Annotated in this window: 20 protein-coding genes; 2 read left to right on the plus strand and 18 right to left on the minus strand. The window is 69.3% G+C overall.

Annotation, left to right across the window (positions count from 1 at the left end):
* Positions 1 to 72 precede the first annotated feature (72 nt).
* From ACTIFV_RS03535 to ACTIFV_RS03555, 5 genes are all read right to left on the minus strand, one after another.
* Positions 73 to 1,611, minus strand: a complete 1,539-nt coding sequence (locus ACTIFV_RS03535) for an APC family permease (RefSeq protein ID WP_439591398.1) — start codon at positions 1,609 to 1,611, stop codon at positions 73 to 75.
* Positions 1,612 to 1,681: 70 nt separating this feature from the next.
* Positions 1,682 to 4,462: an FtsK/SpoIIIE domain-containing protein gene (locus tag ACTIFV_RS03540; RefSeq protein WP_439591399.1), complete on the minus strand. Its 2,781-nt coding sequence runs from the start codon at positions 4,460 to 4,462 to the stop codon at positions 1,682 to 1,684.
* Between the two features lie 66 nt (positions 4,463 to 4,528).
* Positions 4,529 to 5,389, minus strand: coding sequence for a PP2C family protein-serine/threonine phosphatase (locus tag ACTIFV_RS03545; RefSeq protein ID WP_439591400.1), 861 nt, complete (start codon positions 5,387 to 5,389; stop codon positions 4,529 to 4,531).
* Between the two features lie 147 nt (positions 5,390 to 5,536).
* Positions 5,537 to 6,529, minus strand: a complete 993-nt coding sequence (locus ACTIFV_RS03550; protein WP_439591401.1) for an aldo/keto reductase — start codon at positions 6,527 to 6,529, stop codon at positions 5,537 to 5,539.
* Between the two features lie 63 nt (positions 6,530 to 6,592).
* Positions 6,593 to 7,336 (minus strand): large exoprotein, encoded by a 744-nt coding sequence (locus ACTIFV_RS03555; RefSeq protein ID WP_439591402.1) that lies wholly within the window; start codon positions 7,334 to 7,336, stop codon positions 6,593 to 6,595.
* Between the two features lie 175 nt (positions 7,337 to 7,511).
* On the opposite strand from ACTIFV_RS03555, the gene ACTIFV_RS03560 reads away from it, so the two are divergent.
* A complete protein-coding gene (locus tag ACTIFV_RS03560) occupies positions 7,512 to 7,979 on the plus strand; it encodes a DUF4282 domain-containing protein (protein WP_439591403.1) in 468 nt (155 codons plus the stop codon).
* Positions 7,980 to 7,982: 3 nt separating this feature from the next.
* Here the strand turns inward: ACTIFV_RS03560 and ACTIFV_RS03565 are convergent, their stop codons facing one another.
* The 9 genes from ACTIFV_RS03565 to atpB all read right to left on the minus strand — a co-directional run bounded on the left by ACTIFV_RS03565 (position 7,983) and on the right by atpB (position 15,594).
* Positions 7,983 to 8,732 (minus strand): YaaA family protein, encoded by a 750-nt coding sequence (locus ACTIFV_RS03565; RefSeq protein ID WP_439591404.1) that lies wholly within the window; start codon positions 8,730 to 8,732, stop codon positions 7,983 to 7,985.
* A gap of 67 nt (positions 8,733 to 8,799) precedes the next feature.
* Positions 8,800 to 9,060, minus strand: coding sequence for a F0F1 ATP synthase subunit epsilon (locus ACTIFV_RS03570; RefSeq protein ID WP_439591405.1), 261 nt, complete (start codon positions 9,058 to 9,060; stop codon positions 8,800 to 8,802).
* 1 nt (position 9,061) lies between these two features.
* Positions 9,062 to 10,510, minus strand: a complete 1,449-nt coding sequence (atpD, locus tag ACTIFV_RS03575) for a F0F1 ATP synthase subunit beta (RefSeq protein ID WP_439591406.1) — start codon at positions 10,508 to 10,510, stop codon at positions 9,062 to 9,064.
* Positions 10,511 to 10,535: 25 nt separating this feature from the next.
* A complete protein-coding gene (locus ACTIFV_RS03580) occupies positions 10,536 to 11,432 on the minus strand; it encodes a F0F1 ATP synthase subunit gamma (protein ID WP_439591407.1) in 897 nt (298 codons plus the stop codon).
* A gap of 20 nt (positions 11,433 to 11,452) precedes the next feature.
* On the minus strand, positions 11,453 to 13,093 hold the full coding sequence (gene atpA / locus ACTIFV_RS03585; protein ID WP_439591408.1) for a F0F1 ATP synthase subunit alpha: 1,641 nt from the start codon (positions 13,091 to 13,093) through the stop codon (positions 11,453 to 11,455).
* Positions 13,094 to 13,167: 74 nt separating this feature from the next.
* Entirely contained in the window at positions 13,168 to 13,959 is a 792-nt protein-coding gene (locus ACTIFV_RS03590; RefSeq protein ID WP_439591409.1) for a F0F1 ATP synthase subunit delta, read from the minus strand.
* Positions 13,959 to 14,519, minus strand: a complete 561-nt coding sequence (locus ACTIFV_RS03595; RefSeq protein ID WP_439591410.1) for a F0F1 ATP synthase subunit B — start codon at positions 14,517 to 14,519, stop codon at positions 13,959 to 13,961. Before ACTIFV_RS03595 ends, ACTIFV_RS03590 begins: the two co-directional genes overlap by 1 nt.
* A gap of 28 nt (positions 14,520 to 14,547) precedes the next feature.
* Entirely contained in the window at positions 14,548 to 14,787 is a 240-nt protein-coding gene (atpE, locus tag ACTIFV_RS03600) for an ATP synthase F0 subunit C (protein ID WP_165124136.1), read from the minus strand.
* A 45-nt stretch (positions 14,788 to 14,832) separates the two neighbouring features.
* Positions 14,833 to 15,594 (minus strand): F0F1 ATP synthase subunit A, encoded by a 762-nt coding sequence (atpB, locus tag ACTIFV_RS03605; RefSeq protein WP_439591829.1) that lies wholly within the window; start codon positions 15,592 to 15,594, stop codon positions 14,833 to 14,835.
* Between atpB and ACTIFV_RS03610 the strand changes: the two genes are divergently transcribed.
* Positions 15,511 to 15,720, plus strand: a complete 210-nt coding sequence (locus ACTIFV_RS03610; protein ID WP_439591411.1) for a hypothetical protein — start codon at positions 15,511 to 15,513, stop codon at positions 15,718 to 15,720. The two genes, atpB and ACTIFV_RS03610, sit on opposite strands and share 84 nt — an antisense overlap.
* A 96-nt stretch (positions 15,721 to 15,816) precedes the next feature.
* Here the strand turns inward: ACTIFV_RS03610 and ACTIFV_RS03615 are convergent, their stop codons facing one another.
* Genes ACTIFV_RS03615 through prmC form a run of 4 tightly spaced genes read right to left on the minus strand, consistent with a single transcriptional unit; the run spans position 15,817 to position 19,080 of the window.
* A complete protein-coding gene (locus tag ACTIFV_RS03615; protein WP_439591412.1) occupies positions 15,817 to 16,290 on the minus strand; it encodes a hypothetical protein in 474 nt (157 codons plus the stop codon).
* Complete coding sequence (locus ACTIFV_RS03620) at positions 16,287 to 17,468, minus strand: MraY family glycosyltransferase (protein WP_439591413.1); 1,182 nt, start codon at positions 17,466 to 17,468, stop codon at positions 16,287 to 16,289. Before ACTIFV_RS03620 ends, ACTIFV_RS03615 begins: the two co-directional genes overlap by 4 nt.
* Positions 17,465 to 18,163: an L-threonylcarbamoyladenylate synthase gene (locus ACTIFV_RS03625; RefSeq protein WP_439591414.1), complete on the minus strand. Its 699-nt coding sequence runs from the start codon at positions 18,161 to 18,163 to the stop codon at positions 17,465 to 17,467. Before ACTIFV_RS03625 ends, ACTIFV_RS03620 begins: the two co-directional genes overlap by 4 nt.
* Positions 18,164 to 18,210: 47 nt before the next feature.
* Positions 18,211 to 19,080, minus strand: a complete 870-nt coding sequence (gene prmC, locus ACTIFV_RS03630) for a peptide chain release factor N(5)-glutamine methyltransferase (RefSeq protein WP_439591415.1) — start codon at positions 19,078 to 19,080, stop codon at positions 18,211 to 18,213.
* Positions 19,081 to 19,112 lie beyond the last annotated feature (32 nt).

Consider the following 19,112-nt stretch of genomic DNA (forward strand, 5'->3'; position numbering starts at 1 on the left):
CCATCGACCCCACACCGGGCTCGGAGGCTCAACCCCCGCCGAACGCGTTCACAACCTCACGGGGAAGAACAGCTAGATCAGACCTCCGTCGACGGAGCGCGAGTACTCGGCAGGGTCCTCGGGAACGAGCACGGGCGTCTCGCGGTTGAGGCTCTCGCCGCGGAAGAACGGCTTGGAACCCGGGAACGCGAACCACAGGAACATGAGCAGCACGCCGAACGCGAGCGCTCCGATCCCGAGGACGAACGTGCCGCCGATGCCCAGCAGCACGGTGTAGCCGTAATCGACGTCGTACATGTCGATCGCCGACTGGATGAACGCGTACGTCAGCATGGCGGCGCCGAGCAGCGGGAACAGGAAGCGGTAGAAGAAGTTGCGGGCGGAGGTGAAGAGCTCCTTGCGGAAGTACCAGACGCACGCATAGCCCGTGATGGCGTAGTAGAAGGCGATCGCGAGGCCGAGCGAGAGGATGGAGTCCTGCAGGATGTTGTCGCTGATGAGCGACATGCCGACGTAGTAGACGATCGCGACGATGCCCATGACGAGCGTCGAGAAGGACGGCGTCTTGTAGCGCGGGTGCACGGTCGCGAACCGCTTCGGCAGAGCCCGATAGGCAGCCATCGCGAGCGTGCCGCGGGCCGTCGGCAGGATCGTCGTCTGGGTCGACGAGATCGCCGAGATCATCACGGCGACGACGAGCAGCCAGCCGGCGGGTCCGAGCAGGCCGTCCTTGATCGCGAGGAAGAAGTCATCGGCGTTCGCCTCGTTGCCCAGGCCCGTGCCGGTCTCGCCGAGGCCCGCGTACATCATGGCCGCGATCGTCACGCCGACATAGGTGACGAGCAGGATGACGGTCGTCAGGAGCGCCGCGCGACCGGGGATGCGCTTGGGATCCCTCGTCTCCTCGTTCAGCGCGAGGCAGGTGTCCCAGCCCCAGTAGATGAAGAGGGCGAGAAGGATCGCCTCGGTGAATCCGCTCCAGTCGGTGAACGCGAACGGGTTGAACCACTCCCAGTCGAAAGGCGTCGGGTCGGGGGCCGTGCCCGCGAAGAAGTGCCAGAGGGCGGCCACGACGAAGATCGCCAGGGCGAGGTACTGGAAGCCCAGCAGGATGTTCTGGATCCTCTCGCCGATCTCGACGCCGCGCCAGCTGACGTAGGTCATCGCGGCGATGAACACGACGCCCGTCGCGGTCACGAGCACGTAGTTCTCGGCGAGGGAGCCGTCGCCGAACAGCGACCAGAAGTAGATGCCGGCGATCTGCGCGAGGTTGGCGAGCACGACCATTCCCGCGACGGCGACACCCCAGCCGCCCATCCATCCCACCCACGGTCCGAACGCCTTCGTCCCCCACGTGAAGGTCGTGCCGCAGTCGGGCACGTCGTTGTTCAGCTCGCGATAGGCGAAGGCGATGAAGAGCATCGGCACGAACGCGATGACGAAGGCGATGGGCGCCTGCGCACCGACCGCGAGCACGACGAAGCCCAACGTCGCGACGAGCGAGTACACCGGCGCCGTCGACGCGAGGCCGATGACGGTCGATCCCCACAGTCCGAGGGTTCCCGCCGCGAGCCCCTTGCCTTCGGGTCGGTCGAGGTTGGTGGTTGCCATGCCCTGAACGTAGGGTCAGCGCGGGAGCGGGTCAAGGGCGGCGCGCGCGACGGACCGGCCGGAGGTGTCGTCATGAGAGGACGATCCGGACGGCGTCGCCTCCGGCGCTGAGCAGCCACGCGCGACCTCGGCCGTGGTCGGCGTACGGCGGCAGTTCGCGCGACGCGCTCAGCACCCGGTACTCGGCCCCGCAGCTCGTGTCGATCACGAGATCGTGATCCGCCCGCACCGATGCGAGCAGCCGCCAGTTCGCCTGCCACTCGTCGGGGTCTCCGACGAGCACGACGGGACCGTCGGCGATGACAGAAGGCTCGTCGGCGTACTGGGCGAGCGTGAGCGTCCGGATGCCCTGCTCGGCCCATGCGTCGAGCACGGCACGCGTTCTCGACGCGCGACGCGTCACGAGCCCGGTGAGAGGCGCGCTCGGCGCCCAGACCCGGTCGATGTCGATCCGATCGCGCTCGAGGGCATCGGTCCACGCGATCTGCACGGCGAGACCGCCGAATCGCCCGCGCCCCGATGGCGCGTCGGGCGCATAGTGCGCAGGGTCTCCGCCCGCGGCGAGGTGCTCCGCGCGGGAGGCGGTCCCGAGCACCAGTCGCTTGGGCAGCAGGTCGCCCAACCGCGCGGCGGGGCCCGTGAGGCGCTGCGCGGACGCGACGACGAGGATGCCGCATTCCCCGGCGCTCCGGAACACGCGCTCGAGCCGCTCGACCAGCACCTGCGCATGGTCGGGGCTCAGTCGCGCTGCCAGTGCGTCCAGATCGTCGATGACGACGACGGTGCCGGGCGCCGGAGGCGCGTCGACGAGCGCTGTCACGGCATCCCACGCCCCCTCGCCCGACGCCGGCACGCGCACGAGCGACGCTGCCTGTGCGGCGAGCGTGCGCAGCGCCGTCGAGCGGCCCGAGCCCGCCCCGCCCACGACGAGGAGCCCGCGATCGGAGATGTGCACTCCGATCGCGCGCTGCCGCTGGCGGTCGGGCTCGTCCGCGAGGCCGAGGACCAGTTCACCCGAGGTGACGTGCCCGAGCTCGTCGAGGGCGACCCGCGTCGGCAGATCCGGCAGCCACGGTCGTCGCGGCGAGGGACCGACGTCGCGTCGCGTGACGGCGGCGACATCATCGGCGTTCGAGAGCGCGATGCGCACCCGTTGCGGCGCGGCGTCCGACCCCCGCCGCACATACGCGAGCCCGCGAGCGCCGACCGTTCCCGGAAGGCGCGCCGCATCGTCGGTCCCGAGCACGGCGCGGCTGTCACCGGCATCCGTCACCCGAAGGCTCACGCGCAGCGGACAGTTGGCGAGCAGGCTGTCGCGCACGACGCCCGCGATGCGCTGCGTGCCGAGCACGAGGTGCATGCCCAGGGCGCGCCCGCGCGCGGCGACGTCGCCGAAGACGGCGTGGAGTTCGGGATGGTCGCCGAGCAGGGCCGCGAACTCGTCGACCACGATGACGAGACGAGGCATCGTCACGCGCGGGTCGAGGATGTCGCGCGCGCCGCATCGGGCGAGCTCCGACTCGCGCCACCGGACCTCGGCTCGCAGACTCTCGATCGCGCGTCGAGCGCCCGACCCGTCGAGGTCGGTGATCACCCCGGTCACGTGCGGAAGTCCGCGCAGCCCGTCGAACGCGGTGCCGCCCTTGAAATCGGCGAGGAGGAAACTCACCTCGCGGGTGGAATGCGTCGCGGCGAGCGCGAGGATCCACGTGATGAGCAGCTCGCTCTTGCCGGACCCGGTCACCCCGGCGACCACGGCATGCGGACCGTCGAGGACGAGATCGACGAAGGATGCCGCGCCACCGCCCCGGCCGATGGCCGCCAGGAGCGACCCCGGCCGCGACACCGGCGCGGAGGCGATCAGCTCTGCGAACGCGACCGGCTCGTCGCGGGCGGCGGCTGCGCCGAACGTGCGTTCCGCCCGCGCGGCGAGGGCCTCGGCCGCTTCGATCGCCTGATCGACACCGATGCCCTCCACCGCGAGCGGCACGACCGCGCCCTCGTGATCGAGCGAGGCACGATTCGGGCTGTGAACCGTGAGGATCGCGCCGCACTCGGGCGGCGCGGGTTCGTCCGCGTCGACGCGTGCGATCACCACGTCGGCGCCCGCACCGAGCGCCATCGCGACGGAGACGCCCGCCGTCGCGGTGCGATGAGGCAGGGCTTCGGCCCACGCGCACCCATCCGGAAGCTCGCCGACCAGGCGCACCTCTCCGGGAGGCAGAGAGAGGCACAGCTGCAGCACGAGAGCGCGCTGCACGGCTGCCGCGGTCGCCGTTCCGCCCCGGATCGCGACACCCGCGCGGAGCGGGATCGTCACGGGCGCGCCGCTCAGCCGTGCCGCACGAGCTCGCAGCGCGCCGGCATCCGGATCCCCCACCCCTCCGGCGAGGCGCAGGCCGCTCGCGACCTCGCCGGCCCCTACGACGAGGACGTCACCGCGACCGGGCACACTCCGCCAGACACCTCCGTCGCCCACGAGGAAGGATGCGACATCGGGACGCACCGACCACTGCCGGCGCCGCTCCGCCTCGTGCCGCTCGTCGACGATCGCGCTCACGCGCATTCGCGCCGTCGCTGCCTCCTCCCTTGCACGTCTTCGCTCGCGCGACGCGGCCCGCCGCCCGTCGACGACGCTCGCGACCGCGATGAGAGGACCGAGCGCCGCGAGCAGCAGCGACAGCACAGAGCCGGTGACCAGCCAGAGCACGACCGCGCCGATGATCGGCACCGTCGCGGCGACGAGGGGCAATGGGGGCCGCGGCGGTGCCTGCCACGCGTCGGGAAGCGGCGGGATGTCGGGCTCGTCGTCGAGCAGGCGATGCCGCGGCGGATCGAGGATCTGTTGCACGCGTCCAGTCCACCCGACGCTGGTACGTGACGAAGCGCGCGCGGCCGGGAGTGCGGAGTACCGCCGTCAGACCTCGTCTGTGGAGGAGACGTCGAGCGGCCCGGTCGAGCCGCGTTCGGTCGGCGCGGTCGGCTCCGTGGGCTCGGACGGCTCGATCGAGTCGCCCTCGCGCGCCACGTCCAGGACGATGATCGTCACGTTGTCGCGCCCGCCGTTCTCGAGTGCCGCCTCGAGCATCGCGCCGACGGCGTCGGCGGGATCCGAGTTCTCCGCGAGGAAGTGCTGGATGCCGTAGTCGGTCAGCTCCTTGGTGAGCCCGTCGGAGCAGATGACGAAACGATCGCCGTCCACGACGTCGAGCCGCACGTAGTCGGGCGTGACGCCATCGCTCGGTCCGACCGCACGGGTGATGACGTTGCCGTAGGGGTGGTTCTCGGCCTCTTCGGGACTCAGCCGCCCCGCGGCCACGAGCTCCTGCACGACGGAGTGGTCGGTCGTGATCTGATCGATCGCGCCGTCGCGAACGAGGTACACGCGGGAGTCGCCGATGTTCAAGGTGACCCAGTGCGGGACGTCCTGCGAAGCGTCGAGGAAGACGCCCGTCACCGTCGTGCCGGTGCCGTCGTCGGTCGTCTCGGGATGCGACGCGATGTCCTTCACGGCACGCGCGAGCGCCTTCTCGATCGCCCTCGTCGACACGTCGCCGTCGACGAGGCCGCGCAGGCGATCGACGGTGCTCGCACTCGCGATCTCACCGCCGATGTGGCCGCCCATGCCGTCCGCGACGATGAAGAGCGGGTACGCGGCGAGCACGGCATCCTGGTTGGTGTCGCGACGCCGCCCCGTGTGGGTGACGGCGGCCCACGTGAGCGTGAGGTCGCCGCTCGGCAGCGAGACGGTGCGTGAATGAGTGGATGCTTCCGCCACGCCGCTCCTCCCCGTCACCGCTTCTTCGTGATCCATGCATCGGGATCGACGTGCTCACATACTAGTCGCTTCACCGGCCCCGCCTCGGGTCGCGCCCGCGGGAGCGCGCTCGACATCGCCCCGTCGCGCTGCCACGCGGCCGTCTCGTCACACCTGCGCGCCGGGGTCCTCCGGCAGGGCGAAGAGCGCATCGATCGCCTCGATGTCCTCGGCTCCGGGCGTCCACGCGGTCGCGGCGGCGGCATTCGCCTGCACCTGCTCCGGGGTCGTCGCACCCGCGATGACGCTCGCGAGTCCCGGCTGCGCGAGGAGCCACCCGAAGGTCGCCTCGAGCATCGTGATGCCGCGCTCGTCGCAGAACACCTGATAGGCCTCGAGCGCGTCCCACGGCGCCTCCTGCCAGACGTGCTGACGCTGGCGCATGATGCGCGTGTCGGACGGCGCGTGGTCGCGGGTGAACTTCCCCGTGAGCAGTCCGTTGTGGAGCGGGAAGTACGGAAGGAACCCGAGGCCGAATCGCCGCACAGCGGGCAGCACCTCGCGCTCCGCCGCGCGCGCGAGCAGGCTGTAGTGGTTCTGCGCGCTGACGAACGGGATGCCGGCGCGTTCGGCCGCGACGTAGTGCGCCTCGGCGATCTGCCACCCGCTGAGGTTCGAGTGCCCGATGTAGCGCACCTTCCCCTCGCGGACGAGATCGGCCAGGGCATCGAGCGTCTCCTCGATCGGCGTGTGCGGATCGGGCACGTGCAACTGGTACAGGTCGATCCAGTCGGTCTGCAGACGCGAGAGCGATCCTTCGACAGCGCGGCGGATGTACGAGCGGGATGCCTTCGCCCCGGACGCCGGATATCCGATCTCCCGGCCCGAGTGGCCGAACTTCGTCGCCAGCGTGACGCTGTCGCGACGACCCTTGAGCGCCTCGCCCATGAGGGTCTCGGAGTCTCCGGCATCCTTCCCGTACATGTCGGCCGTGTCGAGGAAGGTCACTCCCGCGTCGATCGCCGCGTCCAGGACGTCCCTGGTGCCGGCGAGCGTCTGCGTGCGCGTGCCCTCACGGCCGAAGTTGTTGCAGCCGAGGCCGGTGGCCGAGACGAGGAGACCGGACGCGCCGACGCGGCGCAGCGGGATGCTGGTAGTCATGCTTCCACGCTAGACGAGGCGATGCCCCTCCGCGCTCGGCGGAGGGGCATCGTCGGTGCCGGATCAGGCCTTGGGCGGCTCGGGAGCTGCCGGCGGCTCGGTGGGCGGCGTCGTGGGCGGCTCGGGCGCGGCAGGCGGTGCAGCCGGAGGCGCCGTCGGCGGCGCGGGCGGCTCGACCGGGGGCTGTGCGGCCGCGGGCGGCGGCGTGTAGCCCGCCGGCGGAGCGGGGGGCGCCGTGTAGCCGGCCGGGGGCTGGTAACCCGCTCCGGGCTGCGTGACGGGGTTCGCGGGGTATCCGCCCGTCGGTGTCTGGGCGGGGATGCCGCTCCAGACCGTCGTGTCGCGGAGGAAGCTGTTCGCCCACGGTGCGGCCGGAACCGCGGTGTTCCAGCGCGACTTGTCGAACGCGTTGATGCCGAGCCAGACGATGGCGAGGAAGAAGTACAGGATGAGCCAGACGGCTTCCTTCTGGAGCTTCAGGCCGACGCGCCACGCGGCGAGCAGAGTGTAGACGAACGCTGCGAGTCCGAGGAGATTGCCGATCACGGGGACCCAGGACAGGACGATCGTCCCGCCCCACAGGATCAGGAGCCACCACGGGTTGAGGTCGCCGAGCTTGGCGAAGATCAGAGTGTTGTAGACCGGCACCCACGCCCGCCATTTGCCCTGGACTCCGGCCTTCTCGAAGATCCTCATCAGGAACAGCGAGGTCAGCACATAGCCGGCCAGCGCGAAGATCAGGAAGATGGGCAAGAAGACGAAGATCCACGCGAGCGCATAGCCCGTGCCGTAGTCGTCAGTGGTCATGAACGCGTCCCCTCGGAACGATTGCGACGCCAAGCGCCGGCGCGCCCTCGGCCCGCGCCCCACATGCTAGCGAGGCATCCGCCTCCGTGTCAGCAGGCGCGGCGAGGATGGCCTCGCCCGCGGTGGATCGATAGCCTGACGAAGACGGACTCGTCCGATCCTCGGAAGGAAACCCATGAGCGACTCCCCTCCCCCCGTTCCGCCGCTTCCCTCGCGTCCCGCCGCCGAAGCCGCCGCCGCGGCGCCCGCCTACGACCCCGCGACGGATCCTGACGACACGGGAGTCCCGACGTCGCTGCACGGCGAGGTCGACGACATCGGCCGCGGATTCTTCCGTGCGCTCTTCGACCTCTCGTTCCGCACGTTCATCACGCGGCGCCTCGCGAGCGTGTTCTACCTCGTCGGACTCATCGCGATCGGCATCGGCTTCATCGTCTGGTTCGTCGGCGGCATCCTCCGCGGCGTCGGCGCACTGTGGATCAACCCCGGTGCGGGCATCTCGCTCATCATCGCGACGATCATCCTCGTGCCGATCGTCTCGTTCCTGGCGATCATCACGCTCAGATTCATCATCGAGGGCGTCGTGGCCCTCATCGCGATCGCCGAGAACACCGAGCGCACGGCCGAGAACACGCGCCGCTGACGGTCAGGCGAACAAGTCGAGTTCCCCCGACCTGCCCTCGCGGACGCGGAAGCCCGCGGCATCCGCCCATCTCACGAAACCCGCGCGCGACGCGATGCGCGGCCGATCCTGCGCGAGTCGACGCACGAGGGCGCCCTTGGCGTGCTTGTTGAAGTGGTTCAGCGCACGCACCGCACCGTCGGCGCCGTTCGTGACGACGCGCACGTAGACGGACGGCACGTCGTCGGGAACCGGGCCGAGCGCGACATATGCCTCGGAGCGCATGTCGAGGACGAAGGGGATGGATGCCGCCGCCAGCGCGTCCGCCACCGCATCGGCCCACACGCGGGTCATCGCCGGCAGGCCGGGCAGCGATGCGGCCGCACCCAAGCGGTAGGCGGGAATGCGGTCGAGCGCGCCCACGGGACCGAACGGCGCGGATTGGATCATCACGTGGCGTGCGAGCCAGCGCCGGGAGGCGGCGTCGAGGGATGCCGCATCCATCGCGTCGTACAGCACACCCGTATAGCGGTCGACCGCCGGCATGGTCGGCGCCCCGCGGACGGCCGCGTTCACCGCGATCTCGTCGAGCTGGCGAGGGCTGAGCTTGAGCACCCGTGCCGCTGCCACGGGGTCGTCCGACAGCGCAACGAGCGCGTCGAGGACCTGCGCGCGCTGCGGCGCGAGGGATGGGAGAGCCAGTGAGTCGAGGTCGAGCGCGCGCTTCGACCCGCCCGGGCGCTTGGTCTCGGACGGCGGAAGCAGGATCAGCATGGGAGGTCCTCGGAGACGCCGCACGCCGCCCGGCGGAGCCGGGCGGCGTGCGAAGGTGTGAAGCGGATCAGCTGACGAGCGACGCGTTCCCCGCCACGATCGAGAGCTCGTCGCCCTCCATCGACAGGAAGCCATCCTCGGCGTTCGCGATGATCTTCTCGCCCGAGGTCTGGGTGATGCGCACCTGTCCTTCGGCGAGGATCGCGAGCACGGGCTCGTGGCCCGACATGAAGCCGATCTCGCCCAGGACGGTCTTGGCCACGACGAGCGAGGCCTCCCCCGACCAGATCTCGGCATCCGCCGAGACGAGGCTCACGTTGATCGGCATGTCAGCCGTTCTCCTTCTGGATCTTCGCCCACTGCTCCTCGACGTCCGAGATGCCGCCGACGTTGAAGAAGGCCTGCTCGGCGACGTGGTCGAAGTCGCCCTTCACGATCGCGTCGAACGACTCGATGGTCTCCTTGATCGGAACCGTCGAACCCTCGACACCCGTGAACTTCTTCGCCATGTAGGTGTTCTGCGAGAGGAACTGCTGGATGCGACGAGCGCGCGACACGACGATCTTGTCCTCTTCGGAGAGCTCGTCGACACCGAGGATGGCGATGATCTCCTGCAGCTCCTTGTTCTTCTGGAGGATCTGCTTGACGGCCGTGGCCACACGGTAGTGGTCCTCGCCGATGTAGCGCGGGTCGAGGATGCGGCTCGTCGAGGTCAGCGGGTCGACGGCGGGGTACAGGCCCTTCGACGCGATCTCGCGCGAGAGCTCGGTCGTCGCGTCGAGGTGCGCGAACGTCGTAGCCGGGGCCGGGTCGGTGTAGTCGTCGGCGGGGACGTAGATCGCCTGGAGCGACGTGATCGAGTGTCCGCGCGTCGAGGTGATGCGCTCCTGGAGCACACCCATCTCGTCGGCGAGGTTCGGCTGGTAGCCCACCGCGGACGGCATACGGCCGAGGAGGGTCGAGACCTCGGAACCCGCCTGCGTGAAGCGGAAGATGTTGTCGATGAACAGCAGCACGTCCTGCTTCTGGACGTCGCGGAAGTACTCGGCCATCGTGAGGGCCGAGAGGGCGACGCGCAGACGCGTTCCCGGCGGCTCGTCCATCTGGCCGAAGACGAGCGCGGTCTTGTCGAAGACGCCCGCCTCCTCCATCTCGGCGATGAGGTCGTTGCCCTCACGCGTGCGCTCGCCGACGCCGGCGAACACCGAGACACCACCGTGGTCCTGCGCGACGCGCTGGATCATCTCCTGGATGAGGACGGTCTTGCCGACACCGGCACCGCCGAACAGGCCGATCTTTCCACCCTGCACGTACGGCGTGAGGAGGTCGATGACCTTGATGCCGGTCTCGAACATCGTGGTCTTCGACTCGAGCTGGTCGAAGTTGGGCGCCTTGCGGTGGATGCCCCAGCGCTCGGTCACCTCGATCGTCTCGCCGGGCGCGGCGTTGAGGACGTCGCCCGTGACGTTGAAGACCTTGCCCTTGGTGACGTCGCCGACGGGGACCGTGATCTGGTCGCCCGTGTCGCGCACCTCCTGGCCGCGGACCATGCCGTCGGTCGGCTTCAGCGAGATCGCACGGACGAGGTCGTCACCCAGGTGCTGGGCGACCTCGAGCGTGATCTCGGTCGACTCGCCGTCGATCGTGATCGTCGTCTTGAGCGCGTTGTAGATGTCGGGGATCGAGTCGTGCGGGAACTCGATGTCGACGACCGGGCCGGTGACGCGCGCGACGCGCCCGACGACCGCGGTACCGGTCTTCTCTGCGGTGAGGCTCATGGCTTCATCCTCTTTCGTGTGGTCTTTACTTGCCCGATGCCAGAGCGTCGGCGCCGCCGACGATCTCGGCGATCTGCTGAGTGATCTCGGCCTGGCGCGCGTTGTTGCGCAGGCGCGTGTAGTTGGTGATGAGCTTGTCGGCGTTGTCGCTCGCGGACTTCATGGCCTTCTGCGTCGCTGCGTGCTTGGCGGCCGACGACTGCAGGAGCGCGTTGAAGACCCGGCTCTGGATGTACACCGGGAGGAGCGCGTCCAGCACGACCCCGGCATCCGGCTCGAACTCGTAGAGCGGGTACACCTGGGCCGACGCGGACTCTTCGGCCTCGACGACCTCGAGCGGCAGCAGGCGCACCGTCTCGGGCGTCTGCGTCATCATGCTGACGAAGCGGTTGTAGACGAGATTGATCTCGTCGACGCCGCCGTCGTCACCGCCGCGGTCGTACGCGTCCAGCAGCACCGCCGCGATCTCCTCCGCCGTGTGGAAGTGCGGGGTGTCGGTGTCGCCCGTCCACTCGGCGGCCGCTTCGATCCGTCGGAACTGGAAGTAGCCGACGGCCTTGCGGCCGATGAGGTAGAACACCGGCTCCTTGCCCTGCTGGCGCAGAAGCTCGGCCAGCTCGACGCCCTCGCGGAGGATCTGCGAGTTGAACGCGCCCGCGAGGCCGCGGTCCGACGCGAAGATCACGACGGCGGAACGCCGGATGACCTCGCGCTCGGTCGTGAGCGGGTGCTCGACATTCGAGTGCGTCGACACGGCCGAGACCGCCCGTGTCACGGCACGCGCGAAGGGCGACGACGCGCGCACACGCGCCATCGCCTTCTGGATGCGCGAAGCCGCGATGAGCTCCATCGCCTTCGTGATCTTCTTGGTCGTCTGAGCAGTGTTGATCTTCTGCTTGTAGACCCGGAGTTGTGCGCCCATGGTTTCTGCCCGGCCCCGCCTTAGCGGCGGCCCTTGACGATCTTCTCCTGGTTGACGTCATCCACCTCGGCGGCATCGACCTGCTCGTGACCGAGCTTGCCGATCGCCTGACCCTTGCCGGCCTGGAACTCGAGGATGAACTCGTCGACCTTCTTGCCCAGCTCGGCAGCGGTGTCGTCATCCAGGACGTTCGTGTCGCGCAGCGTGTCGAGGATCGTCGTGTTGCGACGGAGGTAGTCCAGCAGCTCGCGCTCGAACGGCAGGACGTCCTCGACCTCGATCGAGTCGAGCTTGCCGTTCGTGCCGGCCCAGATCGAGACGACCTGCTCCTCGACGGGGTACGGCGAGTACTGCGGCTGCTTGAGCAGCTCGGTCAGTCGGGCACCACGCGAGAGCTGGCGACGGGACGCCGCGTCCAGGTCGCTCGCGAACATCGCGAACGCCTCGAGCGAGCGGTACTGGGCGAGCTCGAGCTTCAGCGTGCCCGAGACCTTCTTGATCGACTTGACCTGCGCGTCGCCGCCGACGCGCGACACCGAGATGCCGACGTCGACCGCGGGACGCTGGTTGGCGTTGAAGAGGTCGGACTGCAGGAAGATCTGGCCGTCGGTGATCGAGATCACGTTGGTCGGGATGTACGCCGACACGTCGTTGGCCTTCGTCTCGATGATCGGCAGACCCGTCATCGAGCCGGCGCCCAGCTCGTCCGACAGCTTCGCGCAGCGCTCGAGCAGACGCGAGTGCAGGTAGAAGACGTCACCGGGGTACGCCTCGCGGCCCGGCGGGCGGCGGAGGAGCAGCGACACGGCGCGGTACGCCTCGGCCTGCTTCGTCAGGTCGTCGAAGATGATCAGGACGTGCTTGCCGTCGTACATCCAGTGCTGGCCGATGGCCGAGCCGGTGTACGGGGCGAGGTACTTGAAGCCGGCGGGGTCGGATGCGGGAGCCGCGACGATCGTCGTGTACTCCATCGCACCGGCGTCCTCGAGCGCGCCCTTGACGGCGGCGATCGTGGAGCCCTTCTGGCCGATGGCGACGTAGATGCAGCGGACCTGCTTGTCGACGTCGCCCGACTCCCAGTTGGCCTTCTGGTTGATGATCGTGTCGAGCGCGATCGCGGTCTTGCCCGTCTGGCGGTCGCCGATGATGAGCTGGCGCTGACCGCGACCGATCGGGATCATGGCGTCGATGGCCTTGATGCCCGTCTGCATGGGCTCGTGCACCGACTTGCGCGACATGACGCCGGGCGCCTGCAGCTCGAGAGCGCGGCGGCCGTCGAGCGGCGCGATCTGGCCGAGGCCGTCGATCGGGTTGCCTAGCGGGTCGACGACGCGGCCGAGGTAGCCGTCGCCGACGGCGACCGAGAGCACCTCGCCCGTGCGGGTGACGGGCTGACCGGCCTCGACGCCGGAGAACTCGCCGAGGACGACGACGCCGATCTGGTGCTCGTCGAGGTTCAGGGCGAGACCCTGCGTGCCGTCCTCGAACTGCACGAGCTCGTTGGCCATGACGCCCGGGAGCCCCTCGACGTGCGCGATGCCGTCGGCGGCATCGATGACGGTGCCGACCTCGGTCGCCGCGGCGCCCGTGGGCTCGTAGGCGGCGACGAAGTCCTTCAGCGCGTCACGGATGGCGTCGGGGCTGATAGACAGTTCTGCCATTGTCTTCCCTTTGTTTCCTGTCGTTCTCGATGGGGACGAGCCCCGAAATCTCCGCCGGTGGCGGGAAGTGTGTGTCAGCCAGCGAGTCGCTGGCGGAGGTCGGCGAGACGTGCGGACACGCTCGCGTCGATGACGTCGTCGGCGACCTGCACCCGCAGTCCGCCCACGAGCGACGGCTCGATGACGGTGTTGACCGAGACGTTCTTGCCGTACCGCTGCGACAGCGACGCCGTGAGGCGGTCGACCTGCGCGGCGCCGAGCGGAACCGCCGTGAAGACCGTCGCCACGATGCGTCCGCGCTGATCGGCGACGAGCTTGGTCGCGCGCGAGAGCAGCTGCCGCACACGGCGCTCGCGCGGCTGCTGCACGAGCGATGCCGCGATGAGCGTCGTCGCGGGGCTCGTCTTGCCGCCGATGAGCTTCTCGACGAGAACGCCCTTGGCGGACGCCTCACCGAGCCGGCTGCCCAGCGCGAGCTCGAGCTCCGAGTTGCCGGCGATCGCGCGCGAGAACCGGAACAGCTCGTCCTCGACGTCCGCGTTCGGCTCGGCGATCGCCGCGGCGCGGATCGCGAGCTCCTCGACACCGTCGACGAGCTCGGATGCCGACGACCAGCGCTGCTCGGCGACCGTCGTGAGGAGCTTCACGGTCGCGGCCGAGACGCTTCCGCCGAAGGCTGCGGCGACGAGACTGCTGCGTGCGGCCGGGGCCGCGGCGGAGTCGGCGAGCGCGCCGCTCAGCTGCGACGAGTCGCCGAGGGCGCGCGCCGCGGCGAAGAGCTCGCGGGCGACGTCCAGGTCGACACCCGACGCGGCGTCGAGCGCCGCCGTCGTCGCCGCGAGGGCCTGAGTGGTCGCGCTGCCCATTACGCCTTACCCGCCGTCTCGGACGCCTCGAGCTCCGCGAGGAAGCGATCGACGACGGCCTGAGCCTTCTTGTCGTCCGAGAGCGTCTCGCCGATCACGCCGCCGGCGAGATCGAGGGCGAGGGTGCCCACTTCGCTGCGCAGCGACACGAACGCCGTCTGGCGCTCGGCCTCGATCTGCGAGTGCGCCGCGGCCGTCAGACGCGCGGCCTCGGAGGTCGCGGTGTCCTTCGCCTCGGCGACGATCTTCTTGCCGTCCTCACGGGCGGCGTCGCGGATCTCACCGGCTTCCTTGCGAGCATCGGCGAGCTGCGCCGTGTACTCCTCGAGCGCGGCCTCGGCCTTGCGCTGGGCCTCGTCGGCCTTCGCGATGTTGCCTTCGATCGCAGCACTGCGCTCGTCGAGCAGCTTCTTCATCCGGGGAAGGGCGACCCTCCAGAAGATGAAGAGGATGATGACGAAGCACACCGCCGACCAGATGATGTCGTACGGAGCCGGCAGCAGAGGGCTCGGCGCAGCTTCGCCCTCTTCTGCGGCGATTGTGACAAGAGCGTTCAGCATCCTGTCTCCTTAGCTCGAAAGTGACGGATCAGGCGTAGCCGAAGATGAAGGCCGTGGCGATGCCGATGAAGGCGAGCGCCTCGGTGAAGGCGATGCCGATCCACATGAGCACCTGCAGGCGGCCTGCGAGCTCGGGCTGACGGGCGACCCCCTCGATCGTCTTGCCGACGACGATGCCCACGCCGATGGCGGGGCCGATGGCTGCGAGGCCGTAGCCGACGGTCGCGATGCTGCCGGTGACCTCGGCGAGAACCGTAGTTGCGTCCACGAGTTGGTTTTCCTTTCGGTTACGGGTGGCTGTGCCGACCCGGGATCAGTGCTCTTCCGCCACCGCGAGCTGGATGTAGACCGCGGTGAGGAGAGCGAAGACGTACGCCTGGAGGACTGCCACCAGGAGCTCGAACAGAGTGAAGACGAAGCCGAACGCGAGCGAGCCGACCCCGAGGAGCGACCACCACCCGCCGGCGGTGAAGAAGAAGAACTGCGTCGCCGCGAAGAACAGCACGAGCAGAAGGTGGCCGACCATCATGTTCATGAGGAGTCGGAGCGTCAGCGTGACGGGCCGGACGACGAAGGTCGAGATGAGCTCGATCGGCGTGACGATGATGTAGATCGGCCACGGCACGCCCGACGGGAAGAGCGAGTTCTTGAAGAAGTTCTTGGGGCTCTTCTTGATGCCCGCGTAGATGAACGTCACGTACGACACCAGTGCGAGCAGCAGCGGGACCGCGATGATGCTCGTGCCGGCGATGTTCAGGAACGGGATGATGCCCGTGATGTTCATGAACAGGATCATGAAGAACATCGTCGTGAGGATCGGCAGGAACCGGTCGCCGTCCTTCTTGCCCAGCAGGTCGTGCGCGATGTTGACGCGGACGAAGTCCAGGCCCATCTCGACGAGGCTCTGGAAGCGGCCGGGAACGACCTTCATGCGGCGCGTGCCGAGCCAGAAGATCAGCACGACGGCGATCGTCGCGAGGAACTGGATCAGGTGGATGCGCGTGATCTCGAACGGCTGACCGAAGACGTAGAGCCCCGGGAACGTGATGACGGCGTCGGGGAAGAACTCGAAGATCGACGGCGCGTGGAAACCGCCATCGTCCGATTCGGCAGCAGTGGCGATCAGGCTCGCAGCTTCAGTAAACAGCGCTGGCTCCAGCTTCGGGGCAACGGCCGGAACCGGTGCGACGATGGTCGGTGAGAGTCACTCCGCGCAAGCACTCACGGGTGAGGCGGCGGGCGCAGACCCAGCCTATCAAACCTGAGGGGCTCCGGAATCCGCCGAGGCAGGCTTCCCTTACTCGGACGGGCGATCTTCGGGATTCTCGGTCGGAAGCGCGGCGTCTCCGACGTACGGGACACGCATCCGGAGCATCACCACGACGTCGATCGCGAGCGAGGTCAGGATGCTGACCACCACCGCGACGAAGAACACCGTGGGGTTGAGCCACGGCTGCCCGCGCAGCGTGAAGAGGACCACGAGGAAGATCACGAACTTGAGAAGCCAGCCGCCCATGACGATGCCGAAGAAGAGCTGCACGAAGAGCGGATCGCCGTACCAGCGGTTGGCGATCAGGATGCTGATCCCCGTGATCGCGAGGAACACGGCGGCCAGGAGCACGCCCGCGAGCGCGCTCCACAGGCCCTCGGTGTCGGCGACGAGGAAGCCGATGACGGCTCCCAGGACGGCGAGCACCGCCGTCGCGGCTCCCGACCACAGCAGGGTCGTGCGGAGGATCGGCGTACTCGAGATCTGCTGCGGGGAAGTCATCGGGCGTCCTCCAGGACGTTCGGTGGCGGGGTGGATGCCGCGGCCCGGCGTTTCGCCGAGAGCCGCGAGGGAGAGAAGGTGAGCACGAGGCAGACGGCGACGCCCACGACGCCGAAGGCGACGCCGAGGAGATACTCGCCCGGCCAGTCGGCCTGCGCACCGATGTACATGAGCAGGACCGCGAGGCTCACGACGGCTGTCCATGCGTAGAAGATCAGCACGGCATCCCGATCCGAATGCCCCATGTCGAGCATGCGGTGGTGCAGGTGCTTGCGGTCGGGCGAGAACGGCGACTTGCCCTTGCTGACGCGCCGGACGACGGCGAGCCCGAAGTCCAGGAGCGGCAGCAGCACGACCACGACGGGAAGGATGATCGGGATGAACGCACCGAGCAGCTGGGAACGGCCGAACTCGTCGGGGTCGAACATCGACGGCTCGAGGTCGCCCGTGATCGCGATGGCCGAGGTCGCCATGAGGAGGCCCAGCATGAGGGCGCCCGAATCGCCCATGAACAGCTTGGCGGGGCTCCAGTTGAGCGGCAGGAAGCCGAGACACGCCCCGATGAGCGCGGCGGCGATGAAGGAGGCGAGGTTCGAGTACGTGCTCGCGCCGAAGTCGCGCACGAGCAGGTACGAGTAGGCGAAGAAGACGACGTTCGCGATGAGGCAGACGCCGGCGACGAGACCGTCGAGGCCGTCGATGAAGTTGACGGCGTTCATGACGATGACGATCGCGAAGATCGTGAGGGTGAAGCTCACCCAGGTCGACACCACCGTCATCCCGCCCAGGGGGATCGCGTAGATCTGCAGGCCGCCGAACCACGCGATGAGCCCGGCCGCGAGGAACTGCGCCCCGAGCTTGATCATCCAGTCGAGGTCCCACAAGTCGTCGGCGACACCGATGACGACGATGAGGAACGTCGCGCCGAGGATCGCCCAGATGCGCTCGGGCTGCGCCCAGATGAGGGAGAAGAAGGGATGCTGCGCCGACATCAGGAACGCCGCCGTCACTCCCAGGAACATCGCCACGCCGCCGAGGCGCGGCGTCGGCGTCTTGTGGACGTCGCGCTCGCGGATGCCGGGGTAGAGCTTGTACCTGAGGCTGAGTCGCCAGACACCCCACGACAGCGCCAGCGTCAGGGCCGCCGTGAGGATGATCGTGAAGACGTACTGCTTCACAGGGTCGCGCCCGGCGGGGGGTCCTCGGCGGGGTCCGGCTCGAGCAGATCCCCGAGCACCTCGCGCAGGCGAGCCCGCTCGACGGCCCCTTCGCGCAGCACGCGCACGACCGGCTCGTCGCCGCCGACGAGACTCGTGGCATCCACGATCGTCGACGAGATCCCCCGCGCGGACGGCCCTCCGTCGAGGTAGATCTCCACGGACTCCCCGAGCATCGCGCGGGCGTCGTCGACGAAGACCGCCGCGTTCTTCCCCGTCAGGTTCGCGGACGACACCGCGAGGGGCCCCGTCTCCTCGAGCAGCTCGAGGGCGATCCGGTTCGCCGGCATCCGCACCGCGACGGTGCCGTGCGTCTCGCCGAGGTCCCACGTGAGGGACGGCTGCGCCGGCAGCACGATGGTCAGCCCGCCGGGCCAGAACTCCTCGACGAGGCGTTCGACGGCGGCGGGGACGTCGGCGACGAGCGCGCGCAGCGTGTTCACGCCCGACACCAGCACGGGCGGGGGCGACTGCCGGCCGCGACCCTTGGCATCCAGCAGCCGCTGCACGGCCGCGGCGTCGAACGCGTCCGCCGCGACACCGTAGACGGTGTCGGTGGGGAGGACGACGAGTTCGCCGCGTGCGATCGCGCGCCGCGCGGCGCGCATGCCGGGAAGGAGCTGCGACTCGTCGCTGCAGTCGAAGAGGGAGGACATGACCCCGACAGTCTACGGCCGCGTGCCTGGGTGGAACGGGCGAGCGCTCAGGGGCGCAGCGCGGTCGTGGCGCGGTCGCGCATCGTGAGGTCGGGATGCGTCGCCGCCGCCCGCCAGCCGTCCGCCGCGAGGATCGCACGGATCTCTGCGCCCTGCCATTCGCCGTGCTCGATCACGATCGTGCCTCCGCCGTGCGCGAGGCGCAGTCCGACGCGGCTCAGCACGCGCACGACATCGAGACCGTCGGCGCCCCCGTAGAGCGCAGCCGGCGGGTCGAAGAACCGGACTTCGGGGTCGCGGGGGATCGCGGCATCCGGAACGTACGGAGGATTGGATGCCACGACGGATACCGTTCCGTCGAGCTCGGGGAACGCGCGCTCGAGGTCGATGAAGGCGAGGCGGGCGTTGTCCGCGCCGACGAGGGCGAAGTTCTCCTTGGTCCAGACGAAGGCGTCGACCGAGTTCTCGGCGGCGAAGACCTGTGCGTGCGGCACCTCGGTCGCCATCGCGAGGGCGATCGCACCGCTGCCCGTGCCGAGATCCACGGCGATGGGTGCGGGCGCGGCGGCGGCACGGAGGGCGTCGATCGCGAGCTGCGCGACCATCTCGGTCTCGGGACGAGGGACGAAGACGCCCGGCCCCACGCGCAGCTCGAGGTGACGGAAGGGCGCCGTGCCCGTGAGGTGCTGGAGCGGCTCGCGCGTCGCGCGTCGCGCGACGAGACGGTCGAGCTCCTCCGCCTGCGCGGGTGCGAGAGCGTCGCCGCGGATCGCGGCAGCCTGCACTCCCCCGCGTCCGGTACCGAGCACGTGGGCCGCGAGCAGCTCCGCGTCGACGACGGGGTCGGCGATGCCGGCGCGCGCGAAGGTGTCGGCGGCGCGGTGGAGCGCGGCCTGCAGCAAGAGGGGGGAGTCCATGGGCAGGGCACAGCCTAGCGACGTCACACGGT

The organism is Microbacterium sp., from assembly GCF_051860965.1.
GTDB lineage: Bacteria > Actinomycetota > Actinomycetes > Actinomycetales > Microbacteriaceae > Microbacterium.